General features: G+C 36.1%; 19 protein-coding genes. 17 read left to right on the top strand and 2 right to left on the bottom strand.

The window, feature by feature from the left end; genetic code table 11:
- Positions 1 to 67: 67 nt before the first annotated feature.
- The 17 genes from hpaB to PSF31_RS03055 all read left to right on the top strand — a co-directional run bounded on the left by hpaB (position 68) and on the right by PSF31_RS03055 (position 15,645).
- Positions 68 to 1,630, top strand: coding sequence for a 4-hydroxyphenylacetate 3-monooxygenase, oxygenase component (hpaB, locus tag PSF31_RS02975; protein WP_004905326.1), 1,563 nt, complete (start codon positions 68 to 70; stop codon positions 1,628 to 1,630).
- A gap of 19 nt (positions 1,631 to 1,649) precedes the next feature.
- Complete coding sequence (gene hpaC / locus PSF31_RS02980; RefSeq protein ID WP_004905327.1) at positions 1,650 to 2,168, top strand: 4-hydroxyphenylacetate 3-monooxygenase, reductase component; 519 nt, start codon at positions 1,650 to 1,652, stop codon at positions 2,166 to 2,168.
- Between the two features lie 362 nt (positions 2,169 to 2,530).
- Positions 2,531 to 3,349, top strand: a complete 819-nt coding sequence (locus PSF31_RS02985) for a winged helix-turn-helix domain-containing protein (protein ID WP_096864811.1) — start codon at positions 2,531 to 2,533, stop codon at positions 3,347 to 3,349.
- An 874-nt stretch (positions 3,350 to 4,223) separates the two neighbouring features.
- Entirely contained in the window at positions 4,224 to 4,775 is a 552-nt protein-coding gene (locus tag PSF31_RS02990; protein ID WP_004905332.1) for a fimbrial protein, read from the top strand.
- Between the two features lie 42 nt (positions 4,776 to 4,817).
- Positions 4,818 to 5,387, top strand: a complete 570-nt coding sequence (locus tag PSF31_RS02995) for a fimbrial protein (protein ID WP_004905333.1) — start codon at positions 4,818 to 4,820, stop codon at positions 5,385 to 5,387.
- Positions 5,388 to 5,421: 34 nt separating this feature from the next.
- Positions 5,422 to 7,911 (top strand): fimbria/pilus outer membrane usher protein, encoded by a 2,490-nt coding sequence (locus tag PSF31_RS03000; protein WP_004905341.1) that lies wholly within the window; start codon positions 5,422 to 5,424, stop codon positions 7,909 to 7,911.
- Positions 7,912 to 7,924: 13 nt separating this feature from the next.
- Entirely contained in the window at positions 7,925 to 8,653 is a 729-nt protein-coding gene (locus PSF31_RS03005; protein WP_096864810.1) for a fimbria/pilus periplasmic chaperone, read from the top strand.
- A 28-nt stretch (positions 8,654 to 8,681) separates the two neighbouring features.
- The gene (locus PSF31_RS03010) at positions 8,682 to 9,032 is read left to right on the top strand and encodes a hypothetical protein (RefSeq protein WP_004905343.1); all 351 of its coding nucleotides are present in this window, start codon (positions 8,682 to 8,684) and stop codon (positions 9,030 to 9,032) included.
- Positions 9,025 to 9,552 (top strand): fimbrial protein, encoded by a 528-nt coding sequence (locus PSF31_RS03015; protein WP_096864809.1) that lies wholly within the window; start codon positions 9,025 to 9,027, stop codon positions 9,550 to 9,552. Before PSF31_RS03010 ends, PSF31_RS03015 begins: the two co-directional genes overlap by 8 nt.
- Before the next feature lie 11 nt (positions 9,553 to 9,563).
- Positions 9,564 to 10,073 (top strand): fimbrial protein, encoded by a 510-nt coding sequence (locus tag PSF31_RS03020; RefSeq protein ID WP_004905345.1) that lies wholly within the window; start codon positions 9,564 to 9,566, stop codon positions 10,071 to 10,073.
- Between the two features lie 15 nt (positions 10,074 to 10,088).
- A complete protein-coding gene (locus tag PSF31_RS03025; protein ID WP_094962169.1) occupies positions 10,089 to 11,141 on the top strand; it encodes an adhesin in 1,053 nt (350 codons plus the stop codon).
- Positions 11,142 to 11,159: 18 nt separating this feature from the next.
- Positions 11,160 to 12,620 (top strand): O-antigen ligase family protein, encoded by a 1,461-nt coding sequence (locus PSF31_RS03030; protein ID WP_232062912.1) that lies wholly within the window; start codon positions 11,160 to 11,162, stop codon positions 12,618 to 12,620.
- A gap of 49 nt (positions 12,621 to 12,669) precedes the next feature.
- Entirely contained in the window at positions 12,670 to 12,933 is a 264-nt protein-coding gene (locus PSF31_RS03035) for a helix-turn-helix domain-containing protein (protein ID WP_004905357.1), read from the top strand.
- 151 nt (positions 12,934 to 13,084) lie between these two features.
- Positions 13,085 to 13,642 carry a LemA family protein gene (locus tag PSF31_RS03040; protein ID WP_004905359.1) on the top strand — a complete coding sequence of 186 codons (558 nt, stop codon included), beginning with the start codon at positions 13,085 to 13,087 and terminating at the stop codon, positions 13,640 to 13,642.
- Between the two features lie 29 nt (positions 13,643 to 13,671).
- A complete protein-coding gene (locus tag PSF31_RS03045) occupies positions 13,672 to 14,712 on the top strand; it encodes a hypothetical protein (protein ID WP_176489322.1) in 1,041 nt (346 codons plus the stop codon).
- A gap of 1 nt (position 14,713) precedes the next feature.
- Entirely contained in the window at positions 14,714 to 15,256 is a 543-nt protein-coding gene (locus tag PSF31_RS03050) for a LemA family protein (RefSeq protein ID WP_164561213.1), read from the top strand.
- Positions 15,253 to 15,645 carry a hypothetical protein gene (locus PSF31_RS03055; RefSeq protein ID WP_096864805.1) on the top strand — a complete coding sequence of 131 codons (393 nt, stop codon included), beginning with the start codon at positions 15,253 to 15,255 and terminating at the stop codon, positions 15,643 to 15,645. Before PSF31_RS03050 ends, PSF31_RS03055 begins: the two co-directional genes overlap by 4 nt.
- Before the next feature lie 17 nt (positions 15,646 to 15,662).
- Here PSF31_RS03055 and PSF31_RS03060 read toward each other — a convergent pair whose 3' ends face one another.
- On the bottom strand, positions 15,663 to 15,848 hold the full coding sequence (locus PSF31_RS03060) for a hypothetical protein (protein ID WP_232062913.1): 186 nt from the start codon (positions 15,846 to 15,848) through the stop codon (positions 15,663 to 15,665).
- Position 15,849: 1 nt separating this feature from the next.
- The gene (locus PSF31_RS03065; RefSeq protein WP_232062914.1) at positions 15,850 to 16,074 is read right to left on the bottom strand and encodes a hypothetical protein; all 225 of its coding nucleotides are present in this window, start codon (positions 16,072 to 16,074) and stop codon (positions 15,850 to 15,852) included.
- Positions 16,075 to 16,129 lie beyond the last annotated feature (55 nt).

Consider the following 16,129-nt stretch of genomic DNA (forward strand, 5'->3'; position numbering starts at 1 on the left):
ACATATTTCGCTTGCAACCTTTGTACCCTATCAATGCAAGCCCTCATTGTGAGATAACGAGGTAGACATGAAACCAGAAGATTTTCGTTCAGATGCTAAACGCCCTTTTAATGGCCAAGAATATTTAAAAAGCTTACAAGATGGCCGCGAAATCTATATTTATGGCGAGCGTGTAAAAGACGTCACCACTCACCCCGCTTTTCGTAATTCAGCCGCTTCTATAGGACAATTATATGATGCGCTTCATGATAAAACGACTCATGACCAACTTTGCTGGAACACCGACACAGGAAACGGCGGATACACTCACAAATTCTTCCGTTTCGCTAAAAGTGCCGATGAACTACGCCAACAGCGTGACGCTATCGCAGATTGGTCACGTCAGAGCTACGGATGGATGGGACGCACTCCAGACTATAAGGCGGCATTCGCCAGCTGTTTAGGCGCTAACCCAGAATATTATGGTCAGTTTGCAGACAACGCACGTCACTGGTATAAACGTATTCAAGAAAGTGGCCTGTACTTTAACCATGCCATTGTTAACCCACCAATCGACCGTCACAAGCCAGCTGATGAAGTTAAAGATGTTTATATCAAACTCGAAAAAGAAACAGATGCAGGGATTATCGTCAGTGGTGCTAAAGTTGTTGCGACCAACTCCGCGTTAACACACTATAACTTTATTGGTTTTGGTTCCGCGCAAGTCATGGGCGATAACCCTGATTTCGCATTGATGTTTGTTGCACCAATGGACGCAGATGGTGTGAAATTAATCTCACGTGCATCTTATGAATTAGTGGCTGGCGCAACTGGCGCACCATTTGATTACCCATTATCAAGCCGTTTCGATGAAAATGATGCCATCTTGGTGATGGACCATGTGTTAATTCCATGGGAAAACGTCCTGATCTACCGTGACTTTGACCGTGCACGTAATTGGGCAGTACAAGGTGGGTTCGCACGTTTATTCCCATTACAAGCTTGTGTCCGCTTAGCGGTTAAATTAGACTTCATTACCGGATTGTTACAAAAAAGTTTAGAATGTACAGGTGTTATTGATTTCCGTGGTGTACAAGCTGATCTCGGTGAAGTGGTTGCGTGGCGTAATCTGTTCTGGTCATTAACCGATGCAATGACCTCTGAAGCACAAGCATGGGAAGGCGGCGCTTATCTGCCTGATACTCAAGCTATCCAAACTTACCGTGTTATGGCACCAATGGCTTACACCAAAATCAAGAATATCATTGAAAGTAACGTGACAAGTGGCCTGATTTACCTACCATCAAGCGTTCGTGATATGAATAATCCAGAAATTGATAAGTATTTAGCTAAATATGTTCGCGGCTCTAATGGTATGGATCACGTTGAACGTATTAAGATCCTTAAACTCATGTGGGATGCAATCGGTAGTGAATTTGGTGGTCGTCATGAACTGTATGAAATTAACTACGCAGGAAGCCAAGATGAAATTCGTCTGCAATGTCTGCGTCATGCATATGGTTCTGGCAATATGAAAGCCATGACAGATATGGTTGATCGCTGTTTATCAGACTACGATCAACACGGATGGAAACGTCCACACCTGCATAACAACAATGATATTAATCAGTTAGATTCGCTGCTGAAATAGTCGGCAGCAGGAGGTCAAAATGTCTTTAGAAAATGAACATCGCCTGCGTTTCAGAGATGCGATGGCAAGTCTTGGTGCAGCAGTCAATATCGTCACCACGGATGGGACTGAGGGTCGCTGTGGAATTACAGCCACCGCAGTCTGTTCAGTTACAGATACGCCACCCACTTTGATGGTCTGTGTTAACCGCAATAGCGCTATGAATGCGGTATTTCAAAAGAATGGCCGCCTGTGTGTCAACGTGCTAAGCCATGAACAAGAAGAACTCGCATGCCATTTCGCTGGTATGAAAGGTTCAACGATGGAAGAACGTTTTGGCTGGAGTGTATGGGAAAGCGGTATTTTACAGCAACCAATGTTAAAAAACGCGCTTGCCAACCTTGAAGGTGAAATCACTCAAGTTCAAGATATCGGTACGCACTCTGTCTACATGGTTGAAATGAAACAAATCATTGTTAACGATACTGGGCATGGTCTCGTTTACTTTAAACGTAAATTCCATCCTGTTATGCACCAAATCCTTGAGCCAACGGCTTAATTGGTAAAGTATTTATATGAAATAGCCTCTTATATTTGAGGCTATTTTTTATATATCATCGTTTAGCCAAAATAATAGCTAGCAACAGACTTACTCCTCATAAAATGTTTCAGCCTAAAATTTTTTACGCATAATAACTATTAGTTATTTTGTATAATGTTAAAAAATAGTGTTTTTCTAAAAAAAATAAATACCTCTTCAACCTCCCGCCTTAAACATAACATGCGCAAATAAAAACTTAACTATATGATTTTCAATAACTTTCAAAATTACACCAAATATGCTTAATTGACATAACATAAATAACAGGTATAAACTCAAATAATATAAATATTTTTCCTATAAATAAAATCAATCTAAAAATGAACTATTTGATTAATAATCATATTAATTATGACAGTCATCAGGGGCTGTTATATATCGACGATGTTAATAATGCATTAAAACTAACAACCACCTTAAACCGTTTGTTATTAGTCTTAGTACAAAATAATCATGATATTGTTGACCGAGAAACCATATTACGTCGGGTTTGGGAGGAACATAACCAAGTTGTCTCCGATAATAACCTTAATAGTAGTGTCTCTGTACTCAGACGCCATTTATCATCTTTTTCTGATGATGAAATTATCACGACTGTACCTAAAGTTGGGATTAAATTTTCTGCTGATCTGAAAATTGAAAATGAGCAACAGGAAATTAGTGATAATAATCACAAAGCTTTATTCACTAGTGAGGAAGAACTAGACTCTTCATCAAAAGTACCCGAAGGGACTTTCCCCCAGACAGTCGAAAATAAAAAAAGCTACATGTTGAATAACCGATATGTTGAAATTTCACTTATTGGGCTCATTATTTTTTGCTTATTATACCTTTTTAAAAGTTATTTCTTTGCAAGCCGAACAGAATACCCTGAAGTTGGTCGTATCGATCAATGCAGTATCCGCTACATTAATAGTTACCATAAACCCGATACAACAACCATCAGCTTTGCGACAATTCAAAATGAACTCACGAAATTAAACCTAGATTGTAAAAAGCCAGCAACTGTTTTTTATTATAATGTTGGTATCGTAGCAAATGATAAAAATTTATATGACAACTTCCTATTTTTGTCCTATTGCCCAACAGTACCGAAAGAAAGTGCAACTGTGAGCTGTGAGAATTTTTATGTCAAATAAAATATCAACAAGAATGTTTTTTTTGTCCATTATATCTATAATTTTGGTTTTCATTAGCTTATATGTTCATCACATAATTAACACTCCTATTATTCCTGATTGCCAAACAACCTTAAAAATAAATATCTCTGACCATCGTTCTACCTTAAAAGGATTTTACCTGCTAAGTGTTATCCCTAACGAAAATAAACCTGACCAACACACATTCATCATGAATGGAAGCATTAGTGATAATGGTAAAAACTATACTATTTCACGAAAATTTCTGATGAAACATGAATACTTAGGTGACCATTTTTTTTTTACGCGTTGAAAATATATTTATAGACCCAGCTGATCAGGCTCAAGACAAAATCAATATTCGAGGTGTTCCTGAAATTAACCAACTTTATTTTTTAAAAATAAAAAAATTAACCGACACAAGTTATATTTTTGAAGAAAATTTCTCTCCACTTTTTATTTGCACTCTGTAGTACCAAAAAAAATCATAAGAAATGCATCAAATATTGATATTTGATGCATTTTTTTATTTCTAACCCCCCCCCCAACCTTAAAACACCTTAAAAGCACAAACATTAAACATTTCACAGACAATTAAATTAGCATAAAAACATTGATACATATTAAAAAAAACTAAATATAAGTTAAATAATTCAAATTTAATTAAAATCAAAGAGTTTTATTCCATTTTACACCTGATAGGGATAAGATTCCTTCCGTCGAAATGACCCACGCTAAAAACGATTACGTTAAGCGTTCTGTGATTAGGACATTTGAAAATCCATTTATGGATACTGAACTTTATTCCTATGGCAGTACTTATATAAAGGCTCACTAGGGATCAAATATTTACTTATTTTTAAGGATGTAAGATATGAAATTAAATAAACTTTCTATTGCTGTTTTATTCGCGTCTTCTGCTATTTCAACTTCTATCTTTGCTAGTGGTAATAGCGGTGAATTACATTTCAGCGGCCAAGTTGTTAATGCTCCATGTAATATTGAATCAGAAAGTACAAAACAAGAAGTTCCATTTGGTCAACTTTCTCGTGCATCTTTAGAAGCGGGTAATGCAGCAGAAAAAGATATCGCTATCAAATTAAAAGAATGTAATTTTGATGAGTTTAGCAAAGACACTGAAGGTAAGTGGGTTGCTGTTAAAGATATTAAAATTACCTTTGGTGGTAAAAACTATGTCGGTACTGATAAAGAATTCTTAGGTACTACTGGTACCGCTTCGAATATCGGTATTCAAATCAAAGATTTTAAATTTGATGAAGCTAAATCTATCCTAAGCCAAATTCGTAACCGCCAAGGTGAAAACGTTTTAGAATTTACTGCATTAGCTAAACGTGTTGATGGTGCAACACCAGTTACTGAAGGTGAATTTAGTTCTATCGCTGACTTTAAAATCACATACGAGTAATTTTTTTAGGGGAGAGAATTCTCTCCCCATAAAAGGCTCATTATGAAAAAAAATACTTATCTATGGATTGCCTTATTATTTAACCCTATTAACTCTAATGCGACTAGCTCTAACCTTGGACATATTCAAGATGGCCTCCGAGGCGAAACAGTAATGCAAGGTTATATCGTTGCGGCACCTTGTTCAATTGAAACTGATAGTCAGTATCAATATATAAACTATAATTACATTTCTAATTACAGTATAAATAATATAGATGATGAAAAATTAATGCGAAGACCTTTCTATATAAAATTAAATAACTGTATTAGTGAATATGACAGTAGTAATCATAAAGGTATTAAAATTCGTTTTTTTGCGCTGCAAGATACGTATACTAATGCAATAAAACTATCAGGCCCTAAGCCTGGAGTTGTTCTATATATATACGACATTAACAATAATTTATTAATACCAAATAAGCTCTACTCTATTTCTAATAATTACGTTTATTTTGATAACAAAAGTAAAGAGAGCTTTTTAAAATATGAAACAGAATTAGGCACAAGTAATAACGAAATTACACCTGGTGATTACTTTACCACAATTAAATTCAACGTTACTTACGACTAGTAAATAAACTCATAATTAATTTGATGAAAAAATCATGGTTAAATTTAATATTTACTCTTACATCATTGTGACTTCTTTTTTATCTTCAATCTCTTCGTTAGCCTATGCTGTCGAATTCAATACCGATATGTTAGATACAGAAGACACTCAAAATATTGACTTTAGCCAATTTTCTCAGGCTGGATTTATTATGCCTGGTATTTATCATTTAAATCTCAAAGTCAATAATGAGGGCATGGGTAGTGCGCAAGATATCACTGTGATAGCGCCACAATCCCAAAACAATAATTTATTCGATACCGTTTGTGTTCCCGTTAATATTCTTGATCGTTTAGGGCTTACTCCGGACGCAATTAAATTAATTAAATATCGTGATGAGGGTAAATGCCTTGATTTATCTCCGCTTGAAGGTGCTTCATTAAGTGTAGATTTATCGACATTAACGCTATCCATTTTAATCCCACAAAGCTATTTAGAATATACAGATCCAAGTTGGGTTCCTCCTTCACGTTGGGAGGAAGGTGTAAATGGATTTTTATTAGATTACAACCTAACAGGTTCTTTAACGCATCAAAATTCAGGTTCACGAGAATCGTACCTTTCTGCTAACGGAACAACAGGGCTTAATTTTGGTGCATGGCGTTTACGCGGTGATTACCAAGCAAACTATCGAAAATCGACAGGAAGCTTCGAAAACCAATATAGTGATGCCACATTTAGCCGATTATTTGCATACCGCTCAATAAAATCCATTGCGTCTATTTTAACGTTAGGTGAGAACTACTTTTACTCTGCTATTTTTGATTCTTGGCAGTACACCGGGGTATCTCTTGAAACCGATGAAAATATGATGCCCCCTAAATTAACAGGTTATGCACCAGAGATTATTGGTATTGCTCAAACTAATGCCACTGTTATTGTCAAAAGCCATAACCGTATAGTTTTAGAAACAACCGTACCTGCTGGTCCCTTTCGTATCCAGACACTAGATAGCTCTATTCGTGGAACATTAGATGTGACTGTGCGAGAAGAAAATGGTGAAGAACAACAATTTAGCATTACCACAGCAGCATTACCCTACTTAACGAGACCAGGGCAAATCCGCTATAAATTTGCAGCGGGTAAACCACGTTTTAATGGCCGCCAGCTCGAAGGTGATTTAACTGCTTCGGGAGAACTCTCTTACGGGTTAAATAACCTTTGGTCTATCTATGGGGGCTCCGTTTTATCAAAAAATTATCAGGCATTTTCAGCAGGCTTTGGTCGTGACCTGTTTTCATTCGGTAGCCTTTCGTTCGATGCGACTCAGTCACATGCTCAATTACTTGATAAAACGTTAACTGGCCGAAGTTATCGACTTAGTTATTCAAAATCATTTGATGAAGCCAGAACTGACATTACATTCGCAGGGTATCGTTTCTCTGATGAAACCTATCGCTCTTTGCAACAAACGTTGGATGAACGACGTACAGGTAATGAAAGCCAAGCTCAAAAAGAAAGCTATCAAATTAATATTAATAAATATTTTGATGATTTCTCATTGGGTGGAAACTATCAATACAATACGTATTGGAATAGTGAAACAGAAGAACAATACAGCTTATACCTAAGTACTCTTTTAAATTGGGCGGCTATTGGGCTCAAAAATATTAACCTGACAGCTTCTGCTTCTCGTTCAAAAAGAGCGGGATATCAAGATGATGCGATCAGCTTGTATTTCACTATTCCTTTAAGTCAAGGAAGCAGCGTCAGCTTTTCTGAAGGTTATACCCGAAACCAAAATGGCCAACGCAGTTCAACACATAATATCGGTTATAGCGGATATAGTGAGCAGCGCAATTATAACTTAAATGTCGGTTATCAAACAGGAAGTCATCAGAATGACCAAACCAGCTTTAGTGGTTATTTAAACCAAAATCTTCCTTATGCCTCAATTTCAGGAAATGCGAGTTATGTCCCGAACGAGTATCACAGCGTTGGGGGATCAATTAATGGTGGAATTACCTTAATTAAAGAAGGTATTGCCATGCACCAAGCCGCTTATGGTGGTACTCGACTCGTTATAGAAACACCTGGTGCAGCTAACGTTCCTCTGAGTGGTGGCGTTTATCAAACTAATCACTTTGGACTCGCTGTATTGCCAAACGTGAGTAGTTATCGGAAAACCAGCGCATCAATTAATACCAGTAAATTACCAAAAGATGTTGAAGCATTAGAGACCGTCACTGATACGACTCTGACTCGTGGGGCAATCGGATATCGTCGCCTCAACGTAATTCAAGGTGAAAAAACGTTTGCTCGCTTAAAACTAGCTGATGACACTTATCCGCCTTTTGGCGCCAGCGTACGTAATAGCAACAATATTGAACTCGGAATTGTTGGCGAACAAGGTATTACGTGGATTATTGGTATCCAGCCTAAAGACTTACTCAATCTCTACTGGGGAAATAAACACCAGTGTAGTGCCGATGTGCCTGACGTGATTAATCCTCAAGAAATTTACCCAACTATTATTTGTCGTTAATAAGAGAACTAAGATGAAATTGAATTCCCCTTTTTTGTTACTTACTAGCGTATTCACGCTGACTATAAGTGTAATTTCAGCTGCGAATGCCGCGGTTACACTTGATCGTACTCGTATAATTTTCGATGGAAACCAGTCGTCTATTAATATTACGATCCGTAATGATAACCCGGAATTGCCTTATTTGGCCCAGTCGTGGTTAGAAAATGCGTTAGAACAAAAACTGGAAACAGGCCCTATTATTGCCACTCCGCCGATTCAGCGCATGGAACCCAAATCCACTAGCCTAGTTCGCCTAAGCACCGCACCCGACATTGCAAAGTTACCGCAAGACAGGGAATCCCTGTTTTATTACAACCTGCGTGAAATCCCGCCTAAGTCATCAGAAGCGGGTGTGTTGCAAATTGCATTACAGAGCCGTGTAAAACTATTTTATCGCCCTGAAAGCATTGTTGCACAAAGCAAAACCGATTGGACGAAATATATAACATTAACAGCAACATCATCGGGTTATACGTTAGATAACCCAACACCATTTTATTTAACTGTAATTGGTATAGGGAACAGCCAAAAACAATCTGAAGAAAGTGATTTTGACGCAGTCATGATACCGCCAAAATCTAATCAACTGATTAAATCATCCAAATTTTCAACACCTTACCTGACATATATCAATGATTATGGTGGAAAGCCCTCACTTGCTTTCAAATGCCAAGCTTCAACGTGCAGTGTGACGGAATAATGAGTAAAAAATAGATAGGAGCAGAACAATGAAATTAAATTACCTAGCACTATGGGCTTTTACTATACCTATTTTTGCTGAGTCTGCGGTGCCTGTGACAACAGGCACGATATATGTTAATGCGCGTATTGTTACTGCTCCTTGTCTACCTAATATCTCATTAAAATTAAATGAAAGTACTTTAATTGCAGCAACCTATAGTGTGGAAATGCATTTTTCTCATTGTAGCAAACCAATACAAAAGCAAGCTTGGGTACCGTTAAGACTGAAATTAGGCAGTAACCAATATGTGCTAACTCAACCACTACGCAATAACACCATTTTATTCTCTATTCCTGCTAGTAATAAGATGCAACGTGTGGAGATAAATTATGATTAGATGCTCAATATTATTATTTAGTTTTTTATTCCTAACATGGAATACCAGCTTTGCCAATACACTAACAGTTTACTTAGAAGGAGTGTTAGTACCGCTTGGTTGCCGGCTAAGTGATGATGATACACAGAAAAAAATATATCTTTCTGGGCTACGTTTTTCTTCAATCGAAACATTAGGACGTTCAGATATGCAACCATTTAAATTGGATATCATGGACTGTTCAGCGATGGCTTTGAATAAAACGATCAAAATAACGTTAAATACCCAAAATATTGAAACACATAATGGTATTAATTATTTAAAAACCACTGGTGAATCTAATGTGTTATTAGCACTGACTGATAGTCGTGGTAAAGAACTAGAACTGAATACAACAATTGATGTCAGTACAGTAACTGAATCAGGTAAAGGGTCCGTTAATACACTTTTATTCGGTGTTTATGCTCAGAAGCCCTTTAGTTCTCTTTTAAAAACAGGGGGGTTCTCCTCAACTGTTACTTTTAATCTTGATTATCAATAAGGAGAATTGAAATGAAATTTATTTGTTTTTCATTCCCTTTAATTAGTTTATTAGTTTCCTTAGGCACTCAAGCGGATGTACTAATTTCTCTTTCTGCAAAATTGGTTCGACCACCATGTGTACTTACAGCAGAAAATGGTGAAAAAGAATTAGTCATTAATTTCCGTGAGGTAGCGCTAGACAGACTAACTGAAGAAAAACAGTCCTTTGGTATTCTCATTAAACAATGTGAACTTCGAAAAAATTTACAAGTTTACCTATCTCCAAGAGAAGGAAGCACTTTGACAATAAACAATGAAACCGTACTTGCAACCTCTATTAATGGATTGGGTATTCGTTTCTCAGAAGAAAATAAAAGTAATGCGCTCAACCTTAATAAATGGGAAAGGATTGCTCCATCCGTAAGTGGTGATACAGGGAAAGTTGTTATCCAATCACAATTAGTCACTAATCAAGCTATTGAAAATCTCACTGCTGGGCCATTTAGTGCCGCTTTATCAGTGATGGTTGATTATCTGTAATATTGGGAAGTCTTTATGAAAAATATAAAAAAGTATTCACCATTATTTTTGTTGCTGCTATTAGTTAACTTAAATTCCTATAGTGCGACTCGCTATTCAGGAAGTGGTGGTGGCTATAAAATGAGTTTAGTATCTAACAATTCTGTTGTTTCTGATACACCAGCAATTGGAAGTGATAACAATAAATATTTTTTAATAGCCCCAGCAAATAGCTCCGGTATTGTTATTAATGAAAACACATCTCAGCCTTATGGGTCTGTATATTGTACTGTGAATTTCTTACAAGGTAATTATTCAGCAGGCCTTGTTCCGGCTTATGCCTACCACCGTGTTTTTGCCTATATGCCAGAAGCAGGCTTTACTATTGGAGGGCTGACCGCATTTAAAATAAACAATAATACATTTTTTACACTTTATTCTGAGAATGGAATAACCAGTGGCTGGCGGAATATTTCAGGGAGAGGATGCTCTAATGAAGAAATGGGGCCATTAGCAACATCATTTTTTACTGTTCATTTTCCTTTTACCGTTAGAGTTTATGTCAAAGATATCCCTGTTGATGGAAAAATTGTTATTCCAAATGCAATGATTGCAGGTTACACACGATTATTCCAAGACTATGGGACACCAGATATTTATGTACCTATTGATAAAGCCACCGTTAAATTAGATCTCACTACATCGGTTATCAATTATCCGTCAAATTGCCATTCTAATATTGATAATTTAAACATTGATCACAAAACATTGGATGCTTATGAATTTAATAGTAAAGAAACGCGTACTGTTACTTATACATGCGATAGAGTACAGCCAGTTAAAGTAAAATTAGCATTAGATTATGCCACGGATAGTGATCCACAAAAACGACTTCCCTTAAAATCAGGAAATAATACTATTTATTCTGAGCTTATACTTTATGATGAACAAAATAATCAAAGTGGAAAAACGCTCGAAACAACAATAGATAAAGTAAAAAACATTACGATTGAAAGTAAAGTTTCAGGCTATGACGCCGAACCTGGAGACTACAAAGGCAATGCTTGGTTAATAGCAACATTTATTTAATATAGCGGTAAGCGTACTATGATCATAATATCCCGCTCACTATTTATTGGTATCTTTATTGTTTGGCACCTTGCTAGTCTTATTTATATTGACAGTCTAGGAAGCTTGAGACAATCATTACCACAAAACATTATTAGCTGGTTATCTATTTCCTTGACGATATCCATTATAGCATTTACAGTTTTCTATCGGAAAATTAAAATAATCATTACATTACCTGCTATTTGCTACTGTTTTTCTTTAGCTATTTTAATGATGGGGTTAATATCTCATCAGGGAGAAAATAATAATGTTGATTTTTGGTATTTTTCTGGTATTACCGTTGGCGTATTACTATATATTGCAGGGTTACAAGTGAAAAAAAAATGGTTAATACAATCATTTTGTATTTACTGTTATATCATTATTAATGTAGCTCAAGTCTTTATTACTGCATATCAATATATATTTGAAGCTGATATTTTTTATCTTGCATCAGGCATGCGTTCAAATGGCTTATCACAGCAAGTTAATATATTATCGGTTAACATGGCGACTGCATGCTTATTATCTCTTATGACTCTTGTATTATCACAATTTTCGTTGTTATCTAAACGCCATGAAAAAATCAGGATTGTATTACTAGGAACATGCATTTTATTTTTCACATTAACTTTAGTCGTTCTGCAATCTGTTATTGCTTGGCTAAGCTTTACTGTTTGTGCATTTATTTTCATTTGTCTTTTTTACAAGAAAAACCCTCTACGTGTTAGTGCTAGTTATTTTATTATTGCTGTAGCAATCTTTATTGGAGTTTATTTAATAAAACTATGCCCACAGTACATTGGAACTGATGTTATGAATCAATTCCATTTAAAACAAATGCTACGTTTTTCTATTACTTTATTCTTAGAAAAACCGTATGATGCATGGGAGCAATCATTTTTATTTGAAAATAGTTATGAAAGAACAGCAATTCCTTTTTTTAGTCCTAAAATGTATATTGTTCCTCACCCACACAATGAAATACTACTCTGGCTGATGACTGGAGGACTCATTAACTTGATATTTTTATCTTTATTATTAACCGGAGGTATCTATGTCGTATTTCAATCTTTTATAAAATATAAAATTAATGGAAATGGTTATCCATTGGCAATCATTCTATCAATAACCCCTATTATTATACATAATCATGTTGAATACCCTTTTTTGCTTTCTGTATTACACTGGGGGATCGTCATATTATTTTTATCATTCTCAGATGCTGCTTTCGCATTAGAAGAACAATCCCTATTTTATATTAACAAGCAACTATCTTATCTATTCAGTTTTATTGTATTTATTATTGGATTAGGCGTATTTATTATTGGGTTATCTCTGTTTAATGGAGATAAATCTTTTTATACTCAGGGTAATTATCGAAATGAAAACATAGTAATTAGACTATCAGATTCAATTACTTTCGAAAAAACAACGTATCAATATAAGAACACATAACTAAACCTTATTTACACTTAAGTAGTGTGATATTAATCAGGATAATATTATGAGAATATATCAAACTGAAATTTCAAATGCCTATATAGGGCTACAAGTTCGTAAACGCCGTTTACAGATGGGATGGACAGCACACACTTTAGGGAAAAAATCGGGATTAAGCCAACAGCAAATCTCCCGTTATGAACGCGGTACGCAGAATTTTACGATTCATCGGCTCTGTATATTTGCTAATGTATTGCAGTGTGACCTAGATTATTTTCTTGAACAAAATAGCTATAAGAACCTTTCTCTTGTAAATACAAATCTTTAAGCACTATTCAAAAGTAAAATCTGATCTTGTCACTCAAAAAGATCAGATTTTCTTTATTCTCACCTTACTTTCATTCTTTTCTGATTGCATAAGTGGTAAGGCTCTTATACTTTTAACCCAAATTACTTATCACGGGTTAAAAGGCATCAATATGACCATCACACTTATCGTTGTATTTGTTTTACTCTTATTGGCTATAGGTTGGGGGATCTCAATCTATAACCGCCTGATCAACACCCGTAATCAAGTCAGCAATCAATTTGCCAATATTGATGTTATTTTAAAGCAAAGAGCCGATCAGATCCCACAACTCGTTACCATTACAGAAAAGGCTATGGAACATGAGGAAATCCTTTTTACTTCACTAAGTGATGCGCGTCAGAACTACTTTAATGCCAAAAACATGAACGATAAAATCGCAGCATCGAATGAAATGAACCGTGCACTGGGTAACCTTATTGCCATTGCAGAAAATTACCCTACTCTCATTTCTGGTGAGCAATTTACCCAATTACAAATCGCCTTAAGTGATGTTGAAAATAAATTAGCCCAACGACGTGAAGGCTTTAACGACGCAACAACAGAGTATAATACTGCAATACAAATGTTCCCTGACAGCCTAATTGCCAATGCCTTTCGTTTTTCAGCACTGCCATTACTTGATATTTCTGAAGATGAAAAAAAATATCAGGGCGTCCAGTTTAAATAATGTCAGCGTAAAGGTATTAATGCGTGAATATGTATTTTTTACTCGGAGCAGCTATTGGTGCTTTAATTTTATTTATTGATAACAAGTTCTCGATAAATAAAAAAGTAAACTGGAGGATCATTCCTTTTATCAGTGTTGCTTGTGGTATGTGGTACTCGCTCTCTCCTTCTATCGGCGACTATGGCAGTATCATTTATTACGTCGTTGTTCTCATCATCACCTTTTTTATTACCCGTAATGTTGTCAAGGCTAGTAAAGTTGGCTATCAACGTTACCAGCGTTTACAAAATGAAGGCTCATCAAAGTTTAGTGCGTTTCTTAAAACCCTTATAGGTATGCTGATCGCCACTTGCCTATTTGCAGGGTTCTTCATCGACATGCGCGTATTTTTTATCGCATTTGTCTTAGCCTTTGTATTTAAAGCGATTGAAAATACACCAACCAAGCGCTTCTTAAAATTTCAGAAAAACTTAGCCACCTCCAAAATCCGCTCAATGGCAATGGGGCTTGTGGAAATTGAAGGAAAAATCACGGCGGGCACAGCCATTAAAAGCCAACTAGGTAATAAAACCTGTTACGGCTCATTTTATTTTGAATATTCCATATCAAAAGATAAAGACGGTAAAAAAAGCTATACCTTACAAAATAGTAAATACAACATGCATAGCTTCACTCTTACGGATGATACTGGTTCGGTAAAAGTAGAGTGCGACCCAGATTATTTTGTTTACCCTGGCTTAGAACCGCATATGGATATTGAAAGCGGTAATCGCCGTTACAAAGAATATTTACTTGAAGCAAACCGCAGTTATTTATTAATTGGTACAGCAGATGCCAATGAAAAAGGCGAATCGATTATTATACGTAAGGCACCTCATATGCTATTAGGCGTCTCACCCTCAGACTATGTCGTTCGTTGGAACAAAACAGGTCCATTACGTCGAAATTTAGCTATTACCGCCATAATTGCACTTTTTCTGATTGGTGTGATTCTAGTTACGCCAATGGATTATCAAAACGGGCTGCTAAATATGCATTTCGACCAGATATCATTATTCGGTGATAACTAACATGGAAAAGCTTATTTTTTTCATTATTATCGCTGTTATTAGCTATATTTTTATACGCTATATAATTAATATTTATAATAATATTGTATTTTTAAAAAACAATTGCCATAAAGCATTTGCGAATATAGATGTGTTATTAAAGAAGCAGGTTGAATTAGTTCCTGTATTAACTCAAGTTGCAGATAAAGCGATGGCACATGAAAAACAGCTGTTTAGCGAGTTAATTGCCAGCCGTCAGCGCTATTTATCCAGTACCGCTATTGAAACCAAAGTCGATACTGCAAACCAATTTCCAGCAAAAATAAAACCGCTGATTGCTATCGCTGAAAACTATCCAATGCTGATAAGTAAAGGGGTATTACTGGAATTGCAAACCCAAGTAAAACATATTGAAGACCAAATTGCAGACCGACGTGAATTTTTCAACCAAACCGTCACACTCTACAATACAGATATTCATGTTTTCCCCAATGTTATTTTTGCCAGGTTATTTCGTTTTAAAGATATCCCCCTACTATTTAGTAAACAGGAGCGCTTAGAATGATAAGTATCCCTTTTTCTTGGTTTGGTTTCACGGATTGGCTTATTGAGCAAGAGGCTGGGCTAATCATTATGTTTGCGACATTTGGTACGCTACTGTTAACTTTTGTCGTGCTTACCACCCTCAATATATTCGGGTTAAAAAAGTACTCACTCTATATTGCTGGCGCGTTATTGTGCTCCATTTTCATAAGCATGATGGTCATGATCCCACTATTACTACTTTTCAGTATTGAAAACTCAATTAAGTTGCAACTTGTTTGGGTGGTGATTGTTGCCAGTTGCTTAATTTCATTTTTAAGCAACCGGCATTATTTAGATATCTACTTCAATTCCATTGAAAAGAAAGCGAATAAAGAAGTCAAAAAACAAAATAAGAAACGTAAAAAATAGCACCGGCTCTATTTATATTAAACTTGCTCTGCTTCTAATCTTTTCACATAACGGTAATGTGAAAATGTCACTAGCAACGCTATAAAGGCAATTAATGCCCCTAATATAAACCCACCTGAATAACCTACCGCTGCCGTTAAACCAACAAGCATCATCAAACTGACTAATTCGCCAATATCCCGCGTACTTTGTACTGCGGTCATGTCAGTACCCGCTTGCTAGCAGTTGAAAAGCTGTTTCTAAGCGGTACTCCTGCAACCAGCCATAAATACTATTACCGAATAATTGACGGAAGCCTTGCTCTTCTTCAATACCTAAATCACGGTTAATCAGAAACTCACCGCGACGGATCCGGATAAACTCACCAACAGATTGCTCTTCACGGGCTGAATGCGCTTGTGTGAATTTATCTTCGATACGCTGCTGCATAGGGCTCTTACCTAGACGAATAAATAAACAGTATAGTGACAAAAAAACACCAAGA

Origin of the sequence: Providencia sp. PROV156 (assembly GCF_028480905.1) — a bacterium.
Taxonomy (GTDB): domain Bacteria; phylum Pseudomonadota; class Gammaproteobacteria; order Enterobacterales; family Enterobacteriaceae; genus Providencia; species Providencia hangzhouensis.